The organism is Pseudomonas sp. LBUM1653 (genome assembly GCF_059716115.1).
In genome coordinates this window covers 5836988-5859135 of the sequence record NZ_CP166803.1, presented here as the reverse complement: position 1 = coordinate 5859135, position 22148 = coordinate 5836988, and the positions used below count along the sequence as shown (strand labels likewise).

General features: G+C 60.6%; 19 protein-coding genes. 14 read left to right on the top strand and 5 right to left on the bottom strand.

Annotated features, from left to right (window positions below; all coding sequences use genetic code 11):
• Positions 1-40: 40 nt before the first annotated feature.
• The 8 genes from lptF (at position 41) to pdxJ (ending at position 8465) form a co-directional block, all read left to right on the top strand.
• Entirely contained in the window at positions 41-1159 is a 1119-nt protein-coding gene (lptF, locus tag ACA054_RS26415) for an LPS export ABC transporter permease LptF (RefSeq protein ID WP_497686853.1), read from the top strand.
• The gene (gene lptG, locus ACA054_RS26410; protein WP_497686852.1) at positions 1152-2213 is read left to right on the top strand and encodes an LPS export ABC transporter permease LptG; all 1062 of its coding nucleotides are present in this window, start codon (positions 1152-1154) and stop codon (positions 2211-2213) included. Before lptF ends, lptG begins: the two co-directional genes overlap by 8 nt.
• 171 nt (positions 2214-2384) lie before the next feature.
• Positions 2385-4184, top strand: a complete 1800-nt coding sequence (gene lepA, locus ACA054_RS26405; protein ID WP_497686851.1) for a translation elongation factor 4 — start codon at positions 2385-2387, stop codon at positions 4182-4184.
• Between the two features lie 5 nt (positions 4185-4189).
• Positions 4190-5044 carry a signal peptidase I gene (lepB, locus tag ACA054_RS26400; protein WP_497686850.1) on the top strand — a complete coding sequence of 285 codons (855 nt, stop codon included), beginning with the start codon at positions 4190-4192 and terminating at the stop codon, positions 5042-5044.
• Positions 5045-5228: 184 nt separating this feature from the next.
• On the top strand, positions 5229-5918 hold the full coding sequence (gene rnc, locus ACA054_RS26395) for a ribonuclease III (RefSeq protein ID WP_497636390.1): 690 nt from the start codon (positions 5229-5231) through the stop codon (positions 5916-5918).
• Entirely contained in the window at positions 5911-6813 is a 903-nt protein-coding gene (gene era / locus ACA054_RS26390) for a GTPase Era (RefSeq protein WP_497686849.1), read from the top strand. Before rnc ends, era begins: the two co-directional genes overlap by 8 nt.
• Before the next feature lie 172 nt (positions 6814-6985).
• Positions 6986-7669, top strand: coding sequence for a DNA repair protein RecO (gene recO / locus ACA054_RS26385; protein WP_497686848.1), 684 nt, complete (start codon positions 6986-6988; stop codon positions 7667-7669).
• Positions 7670-7718: 49 nt separating this feature from the next.
• Entirely contained in the window at positions 7719-8465 is a 747-nt protein-coding gene (pdxJ, locus tag ACA054_RS26380; RefSeq protein ID WP_497686847.1) for a pyridoxine 5'-phosphate synthase, read from the top strand.
• A gap of 127 nt (positions 8466-8592) precedes the next feature.
• Here pdxJ and mltF read toward each other — a convergent pair whose 3' ends face one another.
• Complete coding sequence (mltF, locus tag ACA054_RS26375) at positions 8593-10053, bottom strand: membrane-bound lytic murein transglycosylase MltF (protein WP_497686846.1); 1461 nt, start codon at positions 10051-10053, stop codon at positions 8593-8595.
• Positions 10054-10338: 285 nt separating this feature from the next.
• Here mltF and purL point away from each other — a divergent pair, with 285 nt between their 5' ends.
• Positions 10339-14235 carry a phosphoribosylformylglycinamidine synthase gene (gene purL / locus ACA054_RS26370; RefSeq protein WP_497686845.1) on the top strand — a complete coding sequence of 1299 codons (3897 nt, stop codon included), beginning with the start codon at positions 10339-10341 and terminating at the stop codon, positions 14233-14235.
• 5 nt (positions 14236-14240) lie between these two features.
• Positions 14241-14552: an NGG1p interacting factor NIF3 gene (locus ACA054_RS26365; protein ID WP_497686844.1), complete on the top strand. Its 312-nt coding sequence runs from the start codon at positions 14241-14243 to the stop codon at positions 14550-14552.
• A 119-nt stretch (positions 14553-14671) separates the two neighbouring features.
• Here the strand turns inward: ACA054_RS26365 and ACA054_RS26360 are convergent, their stop codons facing one another.
• The 3 genes from ACA054_RS26360 to ACA054_RS26350 form a co-directional block, all read right to left on the bottom strand.
• Positions 14672-15268, bottom strand: a complete 597-nt coding sequence (locus ACA054_RS26360) for a superoxide dismutase (RefSeq protein ID WP_008052532.1) — start codon at positions 15266-15268, stop codon at positions 14672-14674.
• A 177-nt stretch (positions 15269-15445) separates the two neighbouring features.
• A complete protein-coding gene (locus ACA054_RS26355; RefSeq protein WP_497686843.1) occupies positions 15446-16048 on the bottom strand; it encodes a LysE/ArgO family amino acid transporter in 603 nt (200 codons plus the stop codon).
• Positions 16049-16053: 5 nt separating this feature from the next.
• The gene (locus tag ACA054_RS26350; RefSeq protein WP_497686842.1) at positions 16054-16455 is read right to left on the bottom strand and encodes an ACT domain-containing protein; all 402 of its coding nucleotides are present in this window, start codon (positions 16453-16455) and stop codon (positions 16054-16056) included.
• 96 nt (positions 16456-16551) lie between these two features.
• On the opposite strand from ACA054_RS26350, the gene ACA054_RS26345 reads away from it, so the two are divergent.
• From ACA054_RS26345 to ACA054_RS26330, 4 genes are all read left to right on the top strand, one after another.
• Complete coding sequence (locus tag ACA054_RS26345; RefSeq protein WP_497686841.1) at positions 16552-17445, top strand: LysR family transcriptional regulator ArgP; 894 nt, start codon at positions 16552-16554, stop codon at positions 17443-17445.
• A gap of 68 nt (positions 17446-17513) precedes the next feature.
• Positions 17514-18506 carry an NAD-dependent epimerase/dehydratase family protein gene (locus ACA054_RS26340; RefSeq protein ID WP_497686840.1) on the top strand — a complete coding sequence of 331 codons (993 nt, stop codon included), beginning with the start codon at positions 17514-17516 and terminating at the stop codon, positions 18504-18506.
• Between the two features lie 107 nt (positions 18507-18613).
• The gene (locus tag ACA054_RS26335) at positions 18614-19528 is read left to right on the top strand and encodes an ATPase (RefSeq protein WP_497686839.1); all 915 of its coding nucleotides are present in this window, start codon (positions 18614-18616) and stop codon (positions 19526-19528) included.
• 113 nt (positions 19529-19641) lie between these two features.
• Positions 19642-20490 (top strand): cache domain-containing protein, encoded by an 849-nt coding sequence (locus ACA054_RS26330; RefSeq protein ID WP_497686838.1) that lies wholly within the window; start codon positions 19642-19644, stop codon positions 20488-20490.
• Between the two features lie 134 nt (positions 20491-20624).
• Here ACA054_RS26330 and ACA054_RS26325 read toward each other — a convergent pair whose 3' ends face one another.
• On the bottom strand, positions 20625-22142 hold the full coding sequence (locus ACA054_RS26325; RefSeq protein ID WP_497686837.1) for an MDR family MFS transporter: 1518 nt from the start codon (positions 22140-22142) through the stop codon (positions 20625-20627).
• Between the last annotated feature and the right edge of the window lie 6 nt (positions 22143-22148).

Sequence of the window (22148 nt, the reverse complement as noted above, 5' to 3'; positions counted from 1 at the left end):
TGTTTGGCCGCCATAGCCTGACAACCCTGGAGTGTCTGGTTTGATTGTCTTCCGTTATCTATCCCGCGAAGTCCTGTTGACCTTGAGTGCCGTCAGTGCGGTGCTGCTGGTCATCATCATGAGTGGACGCTTCATCAAGTACCTCGCGCAGGCAGCCTCGGGTCAACTGGACCCAGGCTCGCTGTTCCTCATCATGGGTTTTCGCCTGCCGGGATTCCTGCAGTTGATCCTGCCGCTGGGCCTTTTTCTCGGGATCCTGCTGGCGTACGGCCGCCTGTACCTTGAAAGCGAAATGACCGTGCTTTCGGCCACAGGCATGAGCCAGCAACGCCTGTTTCGCATGACCCTGTTCCCGGCCACCCTGGTTGCACTGGTCGTTGCCTGGTTGAGCCTGAGCCTGGCGCCACAGGGTGCCAATCAGTTCCAGTTGTTGCTGAACAAGCAGGATGCCCTGACCGAATTCGACACCCTGGAGCCTGGTCGCTTCCAGGCCCTGCGCGACGGTACGCGGGTGACCTATACCGAGCAGTTGTCCGACGACCGCATCAATCTGGCGGGAGTCTTCATTTCGCAAAAGAACATCAATTCCGACAAGAAGGATCGCGGGATCTCCGTGCTGGTGGCCGAAAAGGGCCGGCAGGAAATCCGCCCCGACGGCAACCGCTACCTGATCCTCGATAACGGCTACCGCTATGACGGTAATCCGGGGCAGGCCGATTACAGGGCGATCAAGTACGACGAATACGGCGTGCTGCTGCCCAAGCCGGACGTCAGCGACGAAGTGACCGACCGTGACGCCATGACCACGGCTTCCTTGCTTGGCAGCGACGACATCCGTTCGCGCACCGAGCTGCAATGGCGCCTGTCCTTGCCGTTGCTGGTGTTCATCGTGACCTTGATGGCGGTGCCGCTGTCGCGGGTCAACCCGCGCCAGGGGCGTTTCCTCAAGCTGTTGCCGGCAATCCTTCTTTATATGGCTTACCTGACCATCCTGATTGCCGCCCGCGGCGCCCTCGAAAAGGGCAAGATCCCACCGGCGCTGGGCTTGTGGTGGGTACACGGGATATTCCTGGTCATTGGCCTGGGCCTGCTCTACTGGGAGCCCTTGCGCTTGAAGATGGCGAGTCGCCGCAGCGCGCTGGAGGTGGCCCGTGGTTAAGCTCGACCGCTACATCGGTAGCAGCGTGTTCGTGGCGATCCTGGCGGTACTGGGGATCATTCTCGGCCTGGCCACGTTGTTCGCGTTCATCGACGAGATGGGCGACGCCAGCGATACCTACACCCTGGTCGACGTCCTGAGCTACGTGCTGCTGACCGCGCCACGCCGGCTCTATGACATGCTGCCGATGGCGGCCCTGATCGGTTGCCTGATCGGTCTCGGCAGCCTGGCCAGCAACAGCGAGCTGACTATCATGCGTGCTGCCGGCGTGTCCATCGGGCGGATCGTCTGGGCGGTCATGAAGCCGATGCTGGTGCTGATGGTGGTGGGGGTGCTGATTGGTGAATACGTTGCGCCGGCGACTGAAAGCACCGCCCAGGCCAACCGTTCGCTGGCCCAGGGCAGTGGCGACGCGCAAAGCGCCAAGCACGGTCTGTGGCATCGCCAGGGTGACGAATTCATCCACGTCAACTCCGTGCAACCCAATGGCCTGCTGTATGGCGTGACCCGCTATCACTTCGACAAGGAGCGGCACATGCTGTCGGCGAGCTTCGCCAAGCGCGCGGAGTTCGACAAGGATCACTGGCAGTTGTCCGATGTCACCACCACGGTATTCCACGAAAAGAGCACCGAAGTGGTTACCGCTCCAGTCGAGCGCTGGGAGGTGGCGTTGAGTCCGCAATTGTTGAGTACGGTGGTCATGGCGCCGGAATCGCTGTCGATCTCGGGGCTTTGGGGCTATATCCACTATCTGGCTGACCAGGGGCTGAACAATGGCCGTTACTGGCTGGCATTTTGGGTCAAGGTGTTGCAGCCGCTGGTCACCGCTGCCCTGGTGCTGATGGCGATTTCCTTCATCTTTGGTCCGCTGCGTTCGGTGACCCTCGGTCAGCGGGTGTTTACCGGTGTGCTGGTGGGCTTCACCTTCCGTATTGCCCAGGATTTGCTCGGGCCTTCGAGCCTGGTCTTCGGTTTTTCGCCACTGTTCGCGGTGCTCGTGCCAGCCAGTGTGTGTGCCGTGGCCGGGCTCTGGTTGTTGCGTCGCGCCGGTTGATGGCGGCTGGTTCCTCGCTTCGCTGCTGATAAAAAACGCCCCTGTCGCAAGACCGGGGCGTTTTTGTACGGGCCGTCTGGCCTGCAAACGTGACGCTAGCGCCGTGGATCAGGTACAATTCCCGGCTATTTTTCGGCGGGCTATGCCTGCAGCCTTTTTGAGTGTTGATCCGTGAGTGATTTGAGTCATATCCGCAATTTCTCCATCATCGCCCACATTGACCATGGCAAGTCGACGCTGGCCGATCGCTTCATCCAGATGTGCGGCGGCCTGGCCGAGCGTGAAATGGAAGCCCAGGTACTGGATTCCATGGATCTTGAGCGTGAGCGCGGGATCACCATCAAGGCGCACAGCGTCACCCTGTATTACAAGGCTCGCGATGGTATCAACTACCAACTGAACTTCATCGATACCCCCGGTCACGTTGACTTCACCTATGAGGTGAGCCGTTCGCTGGCGGCCTGTGAAGGCGCGCTGCTGGTGGTCGATGCCGGTCAAGGTGTTGAAGCGCAGTCGGTTGCCAACTGCTACACGGCGATCGAGCAGGGCCTGGAAGTGATGCCGGTGCTGAACAAAATCGACCTGCCACAGGCCGATCCGGACCGCGTAAAAGAAGAAATCGAAAAAATCATCGGCATCGATGCCACCGACGCGGTCACTTGCTCTGCCAAGACCGGTCTGGGCGTCGATGAAGTGCTTGAACGCCTGGTCGCCACCATTCCTGCACCGACCGGCAACATCGAAGATCCGCTGCAAGCGTTGATCATCGACTCCTGGTTCGACAACTACCTGGGCGTCGTGTCCCTGGTGCGCGTGCGCCATGGTCGCGTGAAGAAGGGTGACAAGATCCTGGTCAAGTCCACCGGCAAGATGCACCTGGTGGACAGCGTTGGTGTGTTCAACCCGAAACACACCGCTACCGTCGACCTGAAAGCCGGTGAAGTGGGCTTCATCATCGCCGGTATCAAGGACATTCACGGTGCACCCGTGGGTGACACCCTGACCTTGAGCTCGACGCCGGACGTCGATGTGCTGCCAGGTTTCAAGCGCATTCAGCCGCAGGTATACGCGGGCCTGTTCCCGGTCAGCTCCGACGACTTCGAAGATTTCCGTGAGGCCCTGCAAAAGCTCACCCTGAACGATTCGTCGCTGCAGTACACCCCGGAAAGCTCCGACGCCCTGGGCTTCGGCTTCCGCTGCGGGTTCCTCGGCATGCTGCACATGGAAATCATCCAGGAGCGCCTGGAGCGCGAGTATGACCTGGACCTGATCACCACGGCGCCGACGGTAATCTTCGAGCTGCTGCTCAAGACCGGCGAGACGATCTACGTCGATAACCCGTCGAAGTTGCCGGACCTGTCTTCCATCGAAGACATGCGCGAGCCGATCGTGCGCGCCAACATTCTTGTGCCGCAAGAGCACCTGGGTAACGTCATTACGCTGTGCATCGAAAAACGTGGTGTGCAGGTCGACATGTTGTTCCTCGGCACCCAGGTACAAGTGACCTATGACTTGCCGATGAACGAAGTGGTCCTGGACTTCTTCGATCGCCTGAAATCCACCAGCCGCGGCTATGCTTCGCTGGATTACCATTTCGATCGTTACCAATCGGCTAGTCTGGTGAAACTGGACGTGCTGATCAACGGCGACAAGGTCGACGCGCTGGCGTTGATCGTGCACCGTGACAATGCGCACTACAAAGGTCGCCAGTTGACCGAGAAGATGAAAGAACTGATTCCGCGGCAGATGTTCGACGTGGCAATCCAGGCCGCCATTGGCGGGCAGATTGTGGCGCGTACAACCGTCAAGGCGCTCAGAAAGAACGTATTGGCCAAATGCTACGGCGGTGACGTCAGCCGTAAGAAAAAGCTGCTGGAAAAGCAAAAGGCCGGTAAAAAACGCATGAAGCAGGTCGGCAACGTGGAAATTCCACAGGAAGCCTTCCTTGCCGTGCTCAGGTTGGATAGTTAGGTCCTATGTCGCTAAATTTCCCGCTGTTGCTGGTCATCGCCGTGTTCGTCTGCGGCCTGTTGGCGTTGCTTGATCTGTTGATCCTGGCACCGCGTCGGCGTGCCGCCATCGCCTCCTATCAGGGCAGCGTCAGCCAGCCTGACGGGGTGGTGGTCGAGAAGCTGAACAAAGAACCGCTGCTGGTCGAATACGGCAAGTCGTTCTTCCCGGTGTTGTTCATCGTGCTGGTGCTGCGTTCGTTCCTGGTGGAACCGTTCCAGATCCCGTCCGGCTCGATGAAACCGACCCTGGACGTCGGCGACTTCATTCTGGTGAGCAAGTTTTCCTACGGGATCCGCTTGCCGGTGATCGACAAGAAAGTCATCGAAATCGGTGAGCCACAGCGTGGCGATGTGATGGTGTTCCGCTATCCGAGCGATCCGAACGTCAACTACATCAAGCGTGTAGTGGGGCTGCCGGGCGATACGGTGCGGTACACCGCTGACAAGCGTCTGTTCGTCAATGGTGAGTCGATTGCCGAAAAGCTGGTCGGCTCCGAGCCGGGCACGCTGGGCAGCGCCGAGCTCTACAAGGAAAAACTCGGTGTCGCCGAGCACCTGATCCGCAAGGAAATGAGCCGCTACCGCGCATCGCCGGACCGTACATGGACCGTGCCGGCCGGGCACTACTTCATGATGGGCGACAACCGCGACAACTCCAACGACAGTCGCTACTGGGATGATCCAGCCATTCCCAAGGATCTGCTGGGCATGGTTCCCGACAAGAATATCGTCGGCAAGGCCTTCGCGGTCTGGATGAGCTGGCCGGAACCCAAACTCAGTCACCTGCCGAATTTCTCGCGGGTTGGCCTGATCCAGTAATCAAACACGGCGCTGTTGAACACAGCGCCGAATGCATTTCTGGAGTCGACACAATCGGCGTCAGATGCATGAAAACAACGATATTCAGGACGTTATTTTTGAACACAGCGTTAATTGTCCCAAGCCTGCGCCGACTCCCGGCGATGGCGGTGGAATCCAACCACGAACTCAGCGTGGGTAAACCGTGAGCGTCTCCTTAAGCCGTCTCGAGCGTCAGCTCGGCTACACCTTCAAGGATCAGGAACTGATGGTCCTGGCCCTGACTCACCGCAGTTTTGCCGGGCGTAACAACGAGCGCCTGGAATTCCTCGGTGATGCCATCCTCAACTTCGTTGCCGGCGAGGCGTTGTTCGATCGCTTCCCGCTGGCCCGCGAAGGCCAGCTGTCGCGTTTGCGCGCACGCCTGGTCAAAGGTGAGACCCTGGCCGTACTGGCCCGTGGTTTCGATCTGGGCGAGTACCTGCGCCTGGGCTCCGGTGAATTGAAAAGCGGGGGCTTTCGTCGCGAGTCGATTCTGGCCGATGCCCTGGAAGCGCTGATTGGCGCGATCTACCTGGACGCCGGCATGGAAACGGCACGCGAGCGCGTGCTGGCCTGGCTGGCCGGAGAGTTCGAAGGCCTGACGCTGGTCGACACCAACAAAGATCCAAAAACCCGCCTGCAGGAATTCCTGCAGTCCCGTGGTTGCGAGCTGCCGCGTTACGAAGTGGTGGATATCCAGGGTGAACCGCATTGCCGGACGTTCTTCGTCGAATGTGAAATCACCCTTTTGAATGAAAAAAGCCGAGGTCAGGGTGTGAGCCGTCGTATTGCCGAACAGGTAGCGGCCGCCGCAGCACTGATTGCCCTGGGTGTGGAGAATGGCAATGACTGATACAAACGCAACGCGCTGTGGCTATGTTGCCATCGTCGGCCGTCCGAACGTGGGCAAGTCCACGCTGCTCAACCACATCCTCGGCCAGAAGCTGGCGATCACTTCGCGCAAGCCGCAAACCACCCGTCACAACATGCTCGGCATCAAGACCGAGGGTGATGTGCAGGCGATCTACGTCGATACGCCCGGTATGCACAAGGGTGGCGAAAAGGCCTTGAACCGCTACATGAACAAGACCGCTTCGGCGGCGTTGAAAGACGTCGACGTGGTGATCTTCGTGGTGGATCGCACCAAGTGGACCGACGAAGACCAGATGGTCCTCGAGCGCGTCCAGTACGTGACCGGTCCGCTGATCGTGGCACTGAACAAGACCGATCGCATCGAAGACAAGGCCGAGCTGATGCCGCACCTGAGCTGGTTGCAGGAGCAGCTGCCGAACGCGCAGATCATCCCTATCTCCGCGCAGCACGGGCACAACCTCGACGCGCTGGAGCGGGTGATCGCCGAGCACCTGCCGGAAAACGATCACTTCTTCCCGGAAGACCAGATCACCGACCGCAGCAGCCGTTTCCTCGCCGCCGAGCTGGTGCGCGAAAAAATCATGCGCCAGTTGGGCGCCGAGCTGCCGTACCAGATCACCGTCGAAATCGAAGAGTTCAAGCAGCAGGGCAAGACCTTGCACATCCATGCCCTGATCCTCGTCGAGCGTGATGGCCAGAAGAAGATCATCATTGGCGACAAGGGCGAGCGCATCAAGCGCATCGGCACCGAAGCGCGCAAGGACATGGAGCTGTTGTTCGACTCCAAGATCATGCTCAACCTGTGGGTCAAGGTGAAGGGCGGCTGGTCCGACGACGAACGCGCCCTGCGCTCGCTGGGCTACGGCGACCTGTAATATCGGTTCCTGTTACACCGAAGCACCCTGTGGGAGCGAGCTTGCTCGCGATAGCGGTCTACCAGTCAACATCAATGTTGAATGTCAGGTCCTCATCGCGAGCAAGCTCGCTCCCACATTGGTTTTGGGTTGTTTGTAAAACTGCGTTCCTTCATTGAGATCTGCGAGTTCCATGTCCCAACCCATCCCCCAACCCGCCTACGTCCTCCATTCCCGCGCCTACCGCGAAAGCAGCGCCCTGGTGGACTTCCTCACGCCGCAAGGTCGGCTGCGGGCGGTATTGCGCAGTGCGCGGGGCAAGGCCGGGACGCTGGCGCGGCCGTTCGTGCCGCTGGAGGTGGAGTTTCGCGGGCGTGGCGAGCTGAAAAATGTCGGTCGCATGGAGAGTGCTGGCATCGCCACCTGGCTCAGCGGTGAGGCGTTGTTCAGCGGTCTTTATCTCAATGAGCTGTTGATTCGCCTGCTGCCCGCCGAAGACCCTTTCCCTTCGGTTTTCGATCACTATGCCGCGACCTTGCTCGCCCTGGCCGAAGGTCGAGCGCTGGAGCCGTTGCTGCGTTCGTTCGAATGGCGCTTGCTGGATGATCTGGGCTACGGTTTTTCATTGATTGCCGATATCCACGACGAACCCATTGCACCAGACGGTCTCTACCGTTTGCAGGTGGATGCGGGGCTGGAGCGCGTCTACCTGCTGCAGCCCGGGTTGTTCAATGGCGCCGAACTGCTGGCCATGGCTGAAGCTGACTGGAGCACACCGGGTGCGTTGTCCGCGGCCAAGCGTTTGATGCGTCAGGCACTGGCGGTTCATTTGGGCGGTCGTCCCCTGGTCAGTCGCGAGCTGTTTCGCAAGCCGTAGTCTCCCCGTATGCTGTGCACCGAACTTTTTCTTATTCTGGAGCGCTTCCGTGACCACCAGCACCCGCATTCTTCTTGGCGTGAACATTGACCACGTTGCCACCCTGCGTCAGGCCCGGGGAACTCGCTACCCGGATCCGGTCAAGGCGGCACTGGATGCGGAAGAGGCGGGCGCTGACGGCATCACCGTGCACCTGCGCGAAGACCGCCGACACATCCAGGAGCGCGACGTGCTGCTGCTCAAGGACGTGCTGCAAACCCGCATGAACTTCGAAATGGGCATCACCGAAGAAATGATGCAGTTCGCCGAGCGCATCCGCCCGGCGCACATCTGCCTGGTGCCGGAAACCCGTCAGGAGCTGACGACCGAAGGCGGGCTGGACGTGGCGGGGCAGGAGGCGCGGATCAAGGCCGCGGTGGAGCGCCTGTCGAAGATCGGCTCTGAAGTGTCGTTGTTCATCGATGCCGATGAGCGGCAGATCGAAGCTTCTCGCCGTGTCGGTGCCCCGGCTGTCGAGCTGCACACCGGCCGTTACGCCGATGCCGAGACGCCGACCGAAGTGGCTGAAGAGCTCAAGCGCGTCGCTGACGGTGTGGCGTTTGGCTTGGCCCAGGGCCTGATCGTCAATGCCGGCCACGGTCTGCACTATCACAACGTCGAGGCGGTGGCGGCGATCAAGGGCATCAACGAATTGAACATCGGCCATGCGTTGGTGGCCCATGCGCTGTTCGTGGGCTTCAAGTCGGCTGTTTCGGAGATGAAGGCGCTGATTCTGGCTGCTGCTGCCAAGGCCTGAAGAACAATGTAAAACCTTGTGGGAGCGAGCCTGCTCGCGAAAGCGGGGTGTCAGTCGACATGAACTTTGACTGATGCACCGCATTCGCGAGCAGGCTCGCTCCCACAGTTTTGATAGGGAAAGGCCGTTAGAGCGGCGCAGGTTCCTGGGATGGCTTGGTCTTGTCGATCCCAGGCACATGCAGGTTGCCCTCGGCGACCTGATCGCCCTCAAGCTGCGGCTGTGTAACCCAGGTCAGGATGTCGTAGTAGCGACGGATGTTTGCCACAAAATGCACCGGCTCGCCGCCACGGGCGTAGCCGTAACGGGTTTTGCTGTACCACTTCTTCTCCGACAGGCGCGGCAGGATTTTTTTCACGTCCAGCCATTTGTCCGGATTCAACCCTTCCTTGGCCGCCAGCTTGCGGGCGTCGTCGAGGTGACCGCTGCCGACGTTGTAGGCGGCCAGGGCAAACCAGGTGCGATCCGGCTCCTGGATCGAGTCGTCCAGTTGGTCCTTCATGTAGGCCAGGTACTTGGCGCCGCCCATGATGCTCTGTTTTGGATCGAGGCGGTTGGACACGCCCATGGCTCGCGCGGTGTTCTGGGTCAGCATCATCAGGCCGCGCACGCCGGTCTTGGACGTCACTGCGGGCTGCCATAACGATTCCTGATAACCGACTGCCGCGAGCAGGCGCCAGTCGACTTTCTCTTTCTTGGCGTACGCCTTGAAGTGCTGCTCGTACTTGGGCAGACGTTGCTGCAGGTGTTGGGCGAATGTGGTGGCGCCCATGTAGCCGAGTACGTCGACGTGCCCGTAGTAGCGGTCTTTCAAGCGTTGCAGGGTGCCGTTTTTCTTGACCTTGTCGAGGTACTCGTTGATCTCGTTGAGCAGGCTGTTGTCGACCCCGGCCGCCACCGCCCAACTCTGATTGCTGGCGTCACCCAGGTCGAAGGCGACCCGGATGTTGGTGAAGTACACCTGGTTCATCGCGACTTCATTGGAGTCGACCAGTGTCAGATCAATCTGACCTTCGTCGACCATGCGCAGGAGATCCACGACCTCGACCGCGTCGGATTCTTCGTATTCGATGCCGGGAAATTTCTGTTTCAGCTGTGCGAGCTGCTCGGCATGGGTGCTGCCCTTGAGCACCATGATCTTCTTGCCGACCAGATCCTTCGCGTCAGTAGGGCGCGACTGACCGTTGCGGTAGATGATTTGCGGAGTGACTTCCAGGTAGGGGTGGGAAAACCGCACCTGCTTTTTGCGTGCTTCACTACTGACCAGGCCAGCGGCCGCCAGCACCGGGCCATTGGGCTTGCCCACCTGATTGAACAGGTCGTCGAGGTTGTCGGCCGTCTCGATCTTGAGCTCGACCCCCAGATCGTCGGCGAAGCGCTTCACCAGCTCGTATTCGAAGCCGGTTTCACCGTTGCGATCCTGAAAGTAGGTGGCGGGGCTGTTACGGGTAACCACCCGCAGCACACCATCCTCCTTTACGCGCTCCAGTGTGTTGGGTTTATCAACACAGCCACTGAGCATCAGGAAGAGTCCGGTTGCGATCAGCCATTTGGCGTACCGCGGACGCAAAGCCGTTGGGGAAAACATTTGCGCAGTATACGCAAAGGACCACGAGCGCCATATCTCGACAGCGATGGGGTAGTCTGCTAGCAATCAAAAAACCGGCCGAAACACCGTAGGAATGGGCCTTTTCTGCATTTTGATACAGTAAAAATAAGCTGTCGTTAAACGCCCGGTTAACCTGACTTTCGAGGCAGAAACACAGATCGACGCTCGAGTGCAACCGCACGTAGCGTTTCGGGTGCTGTCGCGGGCTGTTTAGGCTAGAATGCACGGCCTCAAAGCACACCCCTTCCCGAGGCTGTCCCGAAGATGTTGATCCTGCGCGGCGCTCCTGCCCTTTCTGCCTTTCGCCACAGCAAGCTCCTTGAGCAACTGAGCCAGAAGGTCCCGGCTGTCAGTGGCCTGTATGCTGAATTCGCTCACTTCGCCGAAGTTACCGGCGTCCTGACTGGCGACGAACAGCAGGTGCTTGCGCGCCTTCTGAAGTACGGTCCAAGCGTTCCTGTCCAGGAGCCGACCGGTCGTCTGTTCCTGGTGCTGCCGCGTTTCGGCACCATCTCGCCCTGGTCGAGCAAGGCCAGCGACATCGCTCGCAACTGCGGCCTGAGCAAGATCCAGCGCCTGGAGCGCGGCATTGCTTTCTACGTCGCCGGCCAGTTCAGCGATGCTGACGCCCAGCTGATCGCCGATGCACTGCACGACCGCATGACCCAGATCGTCCTGGGCAACCTGGAACAGGCCGCCGGCCTGTTCAGCCACGCCGAACCCAAGCCGCTGACTGCAATCGACGTGTTGGGTGGCGGCCGTGCCGCGCTGGAAAAAGCCAACACCGAGCTGGGCCTGGCCCTGGCCGAAGACGAGATCGACTACCTGGTCAACGCCTTCGTCGGCTTGAAGCGCAACCCGCACGACATCGAACTGATGATGTTCGCCCAGGCGAACTCCGAGCACTGCCGCCACAAGATCTTCAACGCCAGCTGGGACATCGACGGCGAGAGCCAGGAAAAAAGCCTGTTCGGCATGATCAAGAACACCTACGTGATGCACAGCGAAGGCGTTCTGTCGGCTTATAAGGACAACGCTTCGGTGATCGTCGGCTCCGTGGCCGGTCGCTTCTTCCCGGACCCTGAGACCCGCCAGTACGGCGCGGTGCAGGAGCCGGTGCACATCCTGATGAAAGTCGAGACCCACAACCACCCGACCGCGATTGCCCCGTTCCCGGGCGCGTCCACCGGTTCCGGTGGCGAGATTCGCGACGAAGGCGCGACCGGTCGCGGCGCCAAGCCAAAGGCTGGCCTGACCGGTTTCACCGTATCCAACCTGCAGATCCCGGGCTTCGAACAGCCGTGGGAAGTGCCGTACGGCAAGCCCGAGCGCATCGTTACCGCGCTGGACATCATGATCGAAGGCCCGCTGGGCGGCGCTGCGTTCAACAACGAATTCGGTCGTCCGGCGCTGACCGGCTACTTCCGTACCTTCGAACAGTCGATCAGTACCCCGCACGGTGATGAAGTGCGCGGTTACCACAAGCCGATCATGTTGGCCGGCGGCATGGGCAACATCCGTGAAGAACACGTGAAGAAAGGCGAGATCGTCGTTGGCTCCAAGCTGATCGTGCTCGGCGGCCCAGCGATGCTGATCGGCCTGGGCGGCGGCGCGGCTTCCTCCATGGCCACCGGCACCAGCTCGGCAGACCTGGACTTCGCCTCCGTACAGCGTGAAAACCCTGAGATGGAGCGTCGCTGCCAAGAGGTCATCGACCGTTGCTGGCAACTGGGTGACAAGAACCCGATCAGCTTCATCCACGACGTGGGCGCGGGCGGTCTGTCCAACGCCTTCCCGGAACTGGTCAACGACGGCGACCGCGGTGGCCGTTTCGAACTGCGCAACATTCCAAACGACGAGCCGGGCATGGCCCCGCACGAAATCTGGTCCAACGAGTCCCAGGAACGCTACGTGTTGGCAGTCGGCCCGGCCGACTTCGAGCGCTTCAAGGCGATCTGCGAACGTGAGCGTTGCCCGTTTGCGGTAGTCGGCGAAGCCACGGCCGAGCCGCAGCTGACCGTCACCGACAGCCACTTCGGCAACAGCCCGGTGGACATGCCGCTCGAAGTGCTGCTGGGCAAAGCCCCGCGCATGCACCGTTCGGTGGTGCGTGAAAACGAGCTGGGCGACGATTTCGACCCGTCGACCCTGGACATCGCCAACTGCGTCGAGCGCGTCCTGCATCACCCGGCCGTCGCGAGCAAGAGCTTCCTGATCACCATCGGCGACCGCACCATCACCGGCCTCGTGGCCCGTGACCAAATGGTCGGCCCGTGGCAGGTTCCGGTGGCCGACGTTGCCGTCACCGCCACCAGCTTCGACGTCTACACCGGTGAAGCCATGGCCATGGGCGAGCGTACTCCGCTGGCACTGCTGGACGCTCCGGCGTCGGGCCGCATGGCCATCGGCGAAACCCTGACCAACATCGCGGCTTCGCGCATCGGCAAGATCTCCGACATCAAGCTGTCGGCAAACTGGATGTCGGCTGCCGGTCACCCGGGTGAAGACGCGCGTCTGTACGACACCGTGAAAGCGGTCGGCATGGAGTTGTGCCCTGATTTGGGCATTACCATTCCGGTGGGCAAGGACTCGATGTCCATGGCCACGCGCTGGAACGATGAAGGCGTGGACAAGTCCGTCACTTCGCCGATGTCCCTGATCGTGACCGGTTTCGCGCCAGTGACTGATATCCGTCAGACCCTGACCCCGCAACTGCGCATGGACAAGGGCACCACCGACCTGATCCTGATCGACCTGGGCCGTGGCCAGAACCGCATGGGCGCCTCGATCCTGGCACAGGTTCACGGCAAGCTCGGCTCGCAAGCTCCGGACGTCGATGACGCCGAAGACCTCAAAGCCTTCTTTGCGGTGATCCAGGGCCTCAACGCCGACGGTCACCTGCTGGCTTACCACGATCGCTCCGATGGTGGTCTGCTGACCAGCGTTGTCGAGATGGCTTTCGCCGGCCATTGCGGCCTGAGCCTGAATCTCGACGGCCTGGCGGAAACTTCCGCTGACATCGCCGCGATCCTGTTCAACGAAGAACTGGGTGCCGTCATCCAGGTTCGCCAGGACGCTACCCCGGACATCCTCGCGCAGTTCAGCGCTGCCGGTTTGGGCGATTGCGTGTCGGTAGTCGGTCAGCCGATCAACAACGGCGAGATCAGCATCACCTTCAACGGTGACACCGTGTTCGAAGGCCAGCGTCGTCTGCTGCAACGCCAGTGGGCCGAGACCAGCTACCAGATCCAGCGTCTGCGTGACAACGCCGACTGCGCCGATCAGGAATTCGACGTGCTGCTGGAAGAGGACAACCCGGGCCTGAGCGTCAAGCTGAGCTACGACGTCAACCAGGACATCGCCGCGCCTTACATCAAGAAAGGCATCCGCCCACAGGTTGCCGTGCTGCGTGAGCAGGGCGTCAACGGCCAGGTGGAAATGGCGGCAGCGTTCGACCGCGCCGGTTTCAACGCGATCGACGTGCACATGAGCGACATTCTGGCCGGCCGTGTCGACCTGAACGAGTTCAAGGGGCTGGTCGCTTGCGGCGGCTTCTCCTACGGCGACGTACTGGGCGCCGGTGAAGGCTGGGCCAAGTCGGCGCTGTTCAACAGCCGCGCCCGCGATGCGTTCCAGGGCTTCTTCGAGCGTAACGACAGCTTCACCCTCGGCGTGTGCAACGGTTGCCAGATGATGTCCAACCTGCACGAGCTGATCCCGGGCAGCGAGTTCTGGCCGCACTTTGTGCGCAACCGTTCCGAGCAGTTCGAAGCCCGTGTAGCCATGGTTCAGATCCAGGAGTCGAACTCGATCTTCCTGCAAGGCATGGCCGGTTCGCGTATGCCGATCGCCATCGCCCACGGTGAAGGTCACGCCGAGTTCGCCAGCGAAGAGGCGTTGCTGGAAGCCGATCTGTCCGGTTGCGTGGCGATGCGTTTCGTCGACAACCACGGCAAGGTCACCGAAAGCTACCCGGCCAACCCGAACGGCTCGCCGCGCGGAATCACCGGTTTGACCAGCCGCGACGGTCGCGTGACCATCATGATGCCGCACCCGGAGCGTGTGTTCCGCGCCGTGCAGAACTCGTGGCGTTCGGAAGACTGGAACGAAGACGCACCTTGGATGCGTATGTTCCGTAATGCTCGCGTGTGGGTGAACTAAGCGTCGTGTACAAGCTCAGCTTTTTTGTTCCCGACAGTCATGTCGACGTGGTCAAGAGTGCCGTATTCGCTGCCGGTGGCGGACGGATCGGCGCTTACGATCACTGCGCCTGGCAGGTGTTGGGCCAGGGCCAGTTTCGTCCACTGGACGGCAGTCAGCCGTTCATTGGCGAGGCGGGGCAGGTCGAGCAGGTCGAGGAATGGAAGGTCGAGCTTGTGGTGGCCGATGAGTTGATTGGCTCGGTGGTGGCGGCTCTGAAACAGAGTCACCCCTATGAGACGCCGGCTTATGAAGTGTGGCGGTTGGAGGATTTCTGATCCTTTGATCGCCGCCATAAAAAACCCGCTGATTCGTCAGCGGGTTTTTTATGGCCTTCATTTTCTTCACCCACAAAAAAACCCGGCATGAAAGCCGGGTTTTTTAATGGACGTCGAGCTTAAGCGGTGAAGGTTTTGCCTTCGAACTGCTCAGCCACGAACTTCCAGTTGACCAGGTTCCAGAACGCTTCGACGTACTTCGGACGCAGGTTGCGGTAGTCGATGTAGTAAGCGTGCTCCCAGACGTCGCAGGTCAGCAGCGGGGTGTCGCCGTTGGTCAGCGGGTTGCCGGCACCGATGGTGCTGGCCAGGCCCAGGGAACCGTCAGCCTTTTTCACCAGCCAGCCCCAACCGGAACCGAAAGTGCCGATGGAAGTCTTGCTGAACTCTTCCTTGAACTTGTCGAACGAACCGAAGGCTGCGTTGATGGCTTCAGCCAGCGCGCCGGTTGGTTGACCGCCAGCGTTTGGCGCCAGGCAGTTCCAGTAGAAAGTGTGGTTCCACACTTGAGCGGCGTTGTTGAAGATGCCGCCCGAGGAAGTCTTGACGATTTCTTCCAGGGTCTTGCCTTCGAACTCGGTGCCAGGCACCAGGTTGTTCAGGTTCACGACATAGGTGTTGTGGTGCTTGTCGTGGTGAAATTCCAGGGTTTCCTTGGAAATGTGCGGCTGCAGGGCATCGTGTGCGTACGGCAGCGGCGGCAATTCGAAAGCCATTATGATTCTCCTAATCAGGTCAGTTGCGGTGAGCGCAAGGCCGATCACGGGCGGCCAGACAAGCGCCGGGGAGTTTGTACTCTTTGCGGCGCAGGGAATCGGATCATAGCACCGGGGTGGCGGCATAACCACGCAACAACTGTGTGGAATAGAGGTTCCAGAGCCTTTTGGAATAAATCAACCAGCACTGATCAGCTGGAATGCTACGGCGAACATCATCACTGCCACCAACAGGTCAAGAATACGCCAGGTGCTCGGCCGTGCCAGCCAAGGCGCGAGCCACGCCGCCCCCAGGGCCAGGGTGAAAAACCACAGCAATGAAGCACTGGCCGCGCCCACCACGTAAGCGCCAGGTTCGGTCTGTTGTGCGCCGAGGGAGCCGATCAGCAAAACGGTATCCAGATAAACATGCGGATTGAGCAGCGTTACCGCCAGCGCGCTGAGCATCACCGCGCGCAACGAACGAACCGTCTGGTTTTCACCCTGTTGCAGGCTCTGCCTGGAACAGGCCCGACGCAACGCCTGACTGCCGTACCACAGCAGAAAAGCCGCGCCGCCCCAACGAGCGATGGCCAACAGGGTCGGGTTCTGTGCCAGCACCGTCGCCAGGCCGAATACGCCGGCGGCCACCAGCAAGGCATCGCAGGCCACGCAGAGTGCCGCCACCGGCAGGTGATGTTCGCGGCGCAGGCTTTGCGCCAGTACAAAGGCATTCTGCGTGCCGATCGCCATGATCAGGCCGAAGGCCACCAGCAGGCCGTTGATATAGCTTTGCCACATGTTCTTTACTCCGCGTTGGCTGCCAGGTTGCGCAGTACCTGCAGGGCGCGCTCGGCGTCGGCCTGGCCGACAAACAAATGGTCGTGGTAGTAACCGGCGATCACATTGCAGCTGATCCCGGCCTGGCCCAGGGCCGTGGCGAACGCAGCGGTGAGGCCGACGGCTTCAAGGGCCGAATGCACGTTCAGGGTGATCCACGCGGCGACATAGTCGAAGCTCAAACCCGCCTGCTCGGCGCGGGAGCGTTCGACAATCACGGTCAGGCCTTCCTGCTCGCGAAAGCTACCGACGATGTCCAGGCCCGCAGGCAATTGGCCGTCGCCCAGGGTGCAGAACACGTATTCGCCGGCGTTGAGTTGCGGGCTCATGCTGCGCAGCAGCGTTGCCAGTGAAGTTTCGCCAGCCATGTGGGTGATCCTTGTGCAAGAGTTCGTGCTGGCCATTCTCCGGCAGGAACCTGTATAAGAAAAACCAATATTGCTGATCGCTCATTAGGAAAACTGATGTTCGACTATAAATTGCTTTCTGCCCTGGCCGCGGTGGTCGAGCAGGCCGGTTTCGAACGGGCAGCCCAAGTGTTGGGGTTGTCGCAATCGGCCATTTCCCAACGCATCAAGTTACTCGAGGCGCGGGTCGGTCAACCGGTGTTGGTGCGGGGTACGCCGCCGTCGCCGACCGAGATCGGTCGGCGTTTGCTCAACCATGTGCAGCAGGTGCGTCTGCTTGAGCGGGATTTGCAGACGCTGGTGCCGGCGCTGGACGAAGAGGGCCTGCCGGAACGCCTGCGGATCGCCCTGAATGCCGATAGCCTGGCGACCTGGTGGGCCCAGGCGGTGGGGGATTTTTGCGCGCAACAACACCTGTTGATGGATCTGGTGGTAGAGGATCAGACCGTCGGCCTCAAGCGCATGCGCGCAGGCGAAGTCGCGGCGTGCCTGTGTGCCAGCGAGCGCCCGGTCGCCGGTGCGCGCAGCGTATTGCTCGGAGCGATGCGTTACCGTGCGTTGGCCAGCCCGGCCTTCATTGCACGGCACTTTCCTCAAGGCGTGCGTGCCGATCAGCTGGCCCGGACCCCGGCGCTGGTGTTCGGCCCGGACGACTTCCTGCAGCATCGCTACCTGGCGTCCCTCGGCGTCGATGGCGGTTTCGAGCACCATCTGTGCCCATCGTCTGAAGGCTTTATCCGCCTCACCGAAGCCGGCCTTGGCTGGGGCCTGGTGCCGGAACTGCAAGTGCGCGAACAACTGGAGCGTGGCGTTTTGCTGGAGCTTTTGCCAGATAAACCGATCGACGTGCCGCTGTACTGGCATCATTGGCGCAATGGCGGTCAGTTGCTGGGGTTGCTGACTGAGCAATTGGTGCGCGCGTCGAAGGAATGGTTGGTGCCGTTGGACTGACGGGCAGCGTCAAGTCCTCACGCCCCACGCAATATGCAAAACGCAAAACGAAATATTCGGAGCAATACATGAAAATTCTGGTCACCGGCGCAAGCGGCTTCATTGGCGGGCGCTTTGCGCGTTTCGCCCTGGAGCAGGGCCTGGACGTGCGGGTCAACGGTCGCCGGGCCGAAAGTGTCGAGCATCTGGTGCGCCGTGGCGCCGAGTTCATCCAGGGCGACTTGAGCGACCCGCTGCTGGCACGCGACCTGTGTTCCGACGTTGAGGCCGTGGTGCATTGCGCCGGTGCCGTTGGCCTGTGGGGGCGTTATCAGGACTTTCATCTAGGCAACGTCCAGGTCACCGAGAATGTGGTCGAAGCCTGCCTGAAACAGCGGGTCCGGCGCCTGGTGCACTTGTCATCACCGTCGATCTATTTCGATGGCCGCGATCATCTGGGGCTGACTGAAGAGCAGGTACCCAAACGCTTCAAGCACCCGTACGCCGCGACCAAGTACCTGGCCGAGCAAAAAGTCTTCGGCGCCCAGGAGTTCGGCCTCGAAACTCTGGCGCTGCGTCCGCGTTTCGTGACCGGGGCGGGTGACATGAGCATCTTCCCACGGTTGCTCAACATGCAGCGCAAGGGCCGCTTGGCAATCATTGGCAACGGTTTGAACAAGGTCGATTTCACCAGCGTGCACAACCTCAATGAAGCGTTGCTCAGCAGTTTGCTGGCCAGCGGTTCAGCCTTGGGCAAGGTCTACAACATCAGCAACGGAGCGCCGATCCCGTTGTGGGACGTGGTCAATTACGTCATGCGCAAAATGGAAGTCCCACAAGTGACGCGCTACCGTTCCTACGGCCTGGGCTACAGCGTCGCGGCGCTCAATGAGGGGTTTTGCAAGGTGTGGCCGGGGCGTCCCGAGCCGACCCTGTCGCGACTGGGCATGCAGGTCATGAAGAAAAATTTCACCCTGGATATCAGTCGCGCCCGGCATTATCTGGACTACGACCCCAAGGTCAGTCTCTGGACGGCGCTCGATGAATTCTGCGCCTGGTGGAAGGCTCAGGACATTCGCTGAAACCGGCCTCACTGAACCGGGGTTCGGGTTCAGGGTCAATCGTTGCGGCCATGGGGGTTATACTGCGCCGCATCAAGCCATCACCGCGTTTCACAAAGGTTGACTCAATGTCCATGCGTAACGATGCCAACGATGACTTCGACGATGTACCGAGCCTGCGTGCAGACATCCTCGATGACGATGATTTCCCGAAGAACGCTCGCACCGCCGTGCATTCGCGCACGCCGCCAGTGGTCAAGGTCAAGGCGGCGAGCACCGGCCCGTTGTGGGCACTGGTCGGCGCCTTGCTCTTTGCCTTCGCGGGCCTGGCCTGGTGGAGCTTCCAGCAGATTTCGCTGATGGAGCAACAGCTGGTGGCGACCCAGGAAAGCTTTGCGCGAATCAGTGAAGAAGCGGCGGGGCGCTTGCAGGATATTTCCGGCAAGGTCGTCGCCAGCCAGACCAACGTCAGCACCGACAGCGAAGCGCTGAAGTTGCAAATCAGGCAGCTGCAAAGCCAGTTGCAGGATCAGGGCAAGCAACAGCAGGGCGTCGCCGGTCAGGCCTCGGACCTGGACAAGCGTCTGGCGCAAATGACCGCGCAAACCAGCGACCTGGACAAGCGTCTGGCGCAGATGACCGCGCAGACCAGCGAACTGGACAAGCGCCTGGCCCAGATGGCCGCCCAGGACACCGAGCAGCAGAAGGCCAATGCGCAAGTTCAGGAGCAGGTCAAAGCCTTGAGCAGTGAACTGACCACGCTGAAAAATACCCCGGCGGACACCGAAAAATTCGACGCACAGCTGAAAAGTCTGGGCGCCGACATCACGGCGCTGAAGAAGCAGGGCAATCCGAACGCTGCCATCGACCGCCTGGAACAGGACATCGTTGTCCTGAAAAGTCAGCAGGACAACCGTCCCGGCGCCCCTCAAGGCGCAAGCACCGCTGAGTTCGATGCCTTCCGTAGCCAGGTCACCCGGACCATCAACGGCCTGCAAGCACAGATCCAGAACCTGCAACAGCAGATGCGCACTCGCCAGTAGGTCCTGCCTCATTCCCGGTTCGCCGGGAATGATCCCCTTGTTTCGTTGAATATTCCTGCATACGCCATTGCCGTCTACGCTCTTCAAACACCTGAAAGAACGAGGGATGCGCCATGGGAGTTGTGCACAAGTTGGCCTGGCTGGGCGGCATGCTGCTGATGTGCCTGGGTCAGGTTCAAGCTGCCGGAACCGAAAAGGCTGACAGCCAGGCCGCCATCGCCTTGCTGGAAAAAGCCTTGGCCTACTACCACGATAATGGCGACAAGGCCTTCGCCGCATTCAGCCGCCAGGGCGAGTTTGTCGACCAGGACCGGTACGTCTTTGTGGTCGATACCAAGGGCGTGATGCTTGCCAGTGGCGGGCCCTCGGCGGCGCTGATTGGCCGGGATGTGTCAGATGTGCTCGGGCCGGATCTGCAGAAGGCCTTCAAGGATGCGCTGAAAATTCCCGAGGGCAATGGCATCCAGCAAGCGGAGTACCGTTGGCAAAACTGGTCAGACGGCAAGGTCGAGCGCAAGCATGTGTACTATCAGCGTGTCGGCCAGCGAATCCTCGCGGTCGGCTACTACCTGCCACGGGCCTCGGCGGAACAGGCCATGGCCTTGCTGAACAAGGCGGCGACCGACCTGGCCAAGGACGAGAAGGGTACCCTGGCAGCGATCAACTCCCTGAAGGGCGGCTACCTGCAGGATGACCTGTATGTATTTGTCGTCGACCTCAACACCCGGCGCTATGTCGCCCATGGCACCAACCTGCGATTGATCAATACCGATTTCAGCAAGATCAATGATCCGGATGGCAAGCCGGTGGGGGAGCCGATGCTGGCGCTGATTGCGAAACAGGATTATGGCGAGTATGAGTACCGCTGGAAAAACCCGGTGACCGGGAAGGTCGAGGACAAGCATGCCTACCTGAAAAAGGTCGGGCATTTCCTGGTGGCTGTGGGGTATTACAGCCCTTGAATGGTAGTGCCTGATACACCGCTTTCGCGAGCAGGCTCGCTCCCACAGTGATTTCCAGGGTACACAAAATGTGTGATCGCTGGAGATTCAATGTGGGAGCGAGCCTGCTCGCGAATGCTGGCGACTCGGTCTCTCTACCGGACCTTGTCCTCGCGCCCACGCAACATCATGTTCGGCATGGCAATCGCCGCCGCCAATCCAAGAAGCGACACCGCCGCACTGACCATCAGCAAATGCCGGAACGTCAGCAACAGTTCCGCGCGCAAGGCATCCTGCGCATCCCCCGGCGCTGCGTTCAATCCGTCGAGCAGAACATTCCCCGAGTGACCTTCGGCCATCAGTGCAGAGCCGGCCAGATGGGCGAAGCTCGAATCCTGCAACAACGCCAGCAACAGCGCCGACATCAATGCCACGCCCACCGCACCGCCCAATGAGCGGAACAGGTTGGTGGTGCTGGTGGCGACGCCGATGTCACGCTGTTGCACCGAGTTCTGGGTGCCGACCAGGGAGGTCGGAAACTGCATGCCCGAGGCGATCCCGCAGAACAACATGAACAGGCTGCTCAGGAAGAAGGCCTGGGGCGGGCTGAACGCCATGCCCAGAATCGACAGCGGCATCAGCAGGGCGCCGCTCAGAATCATCGGCTTGTAGCGCCCGGTCACGGAGGTACGACGGCCGGCGAAATATGCACCTATCGGCAAACCGATGGCCAGAGGCAGCAGGTGAAGGGCGGCGCTGTCTGCACCGGCACCGGTGACACTCTGGAAACGCAGGGGCATCAGCACGATCAACGAGATGGCCTGGAAGCTGGTGAAGAAAATCGTGCACCAGCACAGGATTGCATTACGGTTGGCGAACAAGTGCATCGGTAGCAATGGTTCCGACGCCCGTCGTTCATGCAGCACGAACAAGCCCAGCACAGCTGCTGCACAAGTCAGCCACCCCAATACCTCGGCACTGCGCCAGGAGTGGCCCTGACCGAACTGGGTGATGCCCAGCAGCAACGCCGTCAACCCGATGATCATCAACAGGGTACCGAGGTAGTCGATCACCGGCTTGCGTTGCGGAATCGGCAAGCCCACCAGCGTCCGATTGGCCACCAGCCACGCCCCCAGGCCCAGCGGCAAATTGATCAGGAAGACCCAGCGCCAGGACAGGTATTCGGTCATGTACCCCCCCAGCACCGGGCCGGCTACGCTGGCCACCGCATACATGCTGCTGAAGTAGCCTTGATAACGGCCGCGCTCGCGGGGCGGCACGATGTCGCCGATGATCGCCTGGCTCACCGAGATCATTCCACCGGCACCGATCCCCTGGAGAATTCGCGCCAGCACCAGCTGCTCCATGCTTTGGGCCATGCCGCAGAACAGCGACGCCACGGTGAACAGGCCCATGCCGAACAGCATCAATTTGCGCCGGCCATACAGGTCGCCCAATTTGCCGTAGATCGGCACCGCCACCGTCATCGCCACCATGTAGCCGGAAATCACCCAGGCCAGCAGGCTGACGTCCTTGAATTGCGCGGAAATGGCCGGCATCGACACGGCAACGATGGTCTGGTCCAGCGCGCCGAGGAAAATCGCCAGCATCAGCGCGATCAGCACGCTGCGAATGGCTGGTTTGGGCAATTCAGGCTGGTGGAGATTGGTCACGGGCAA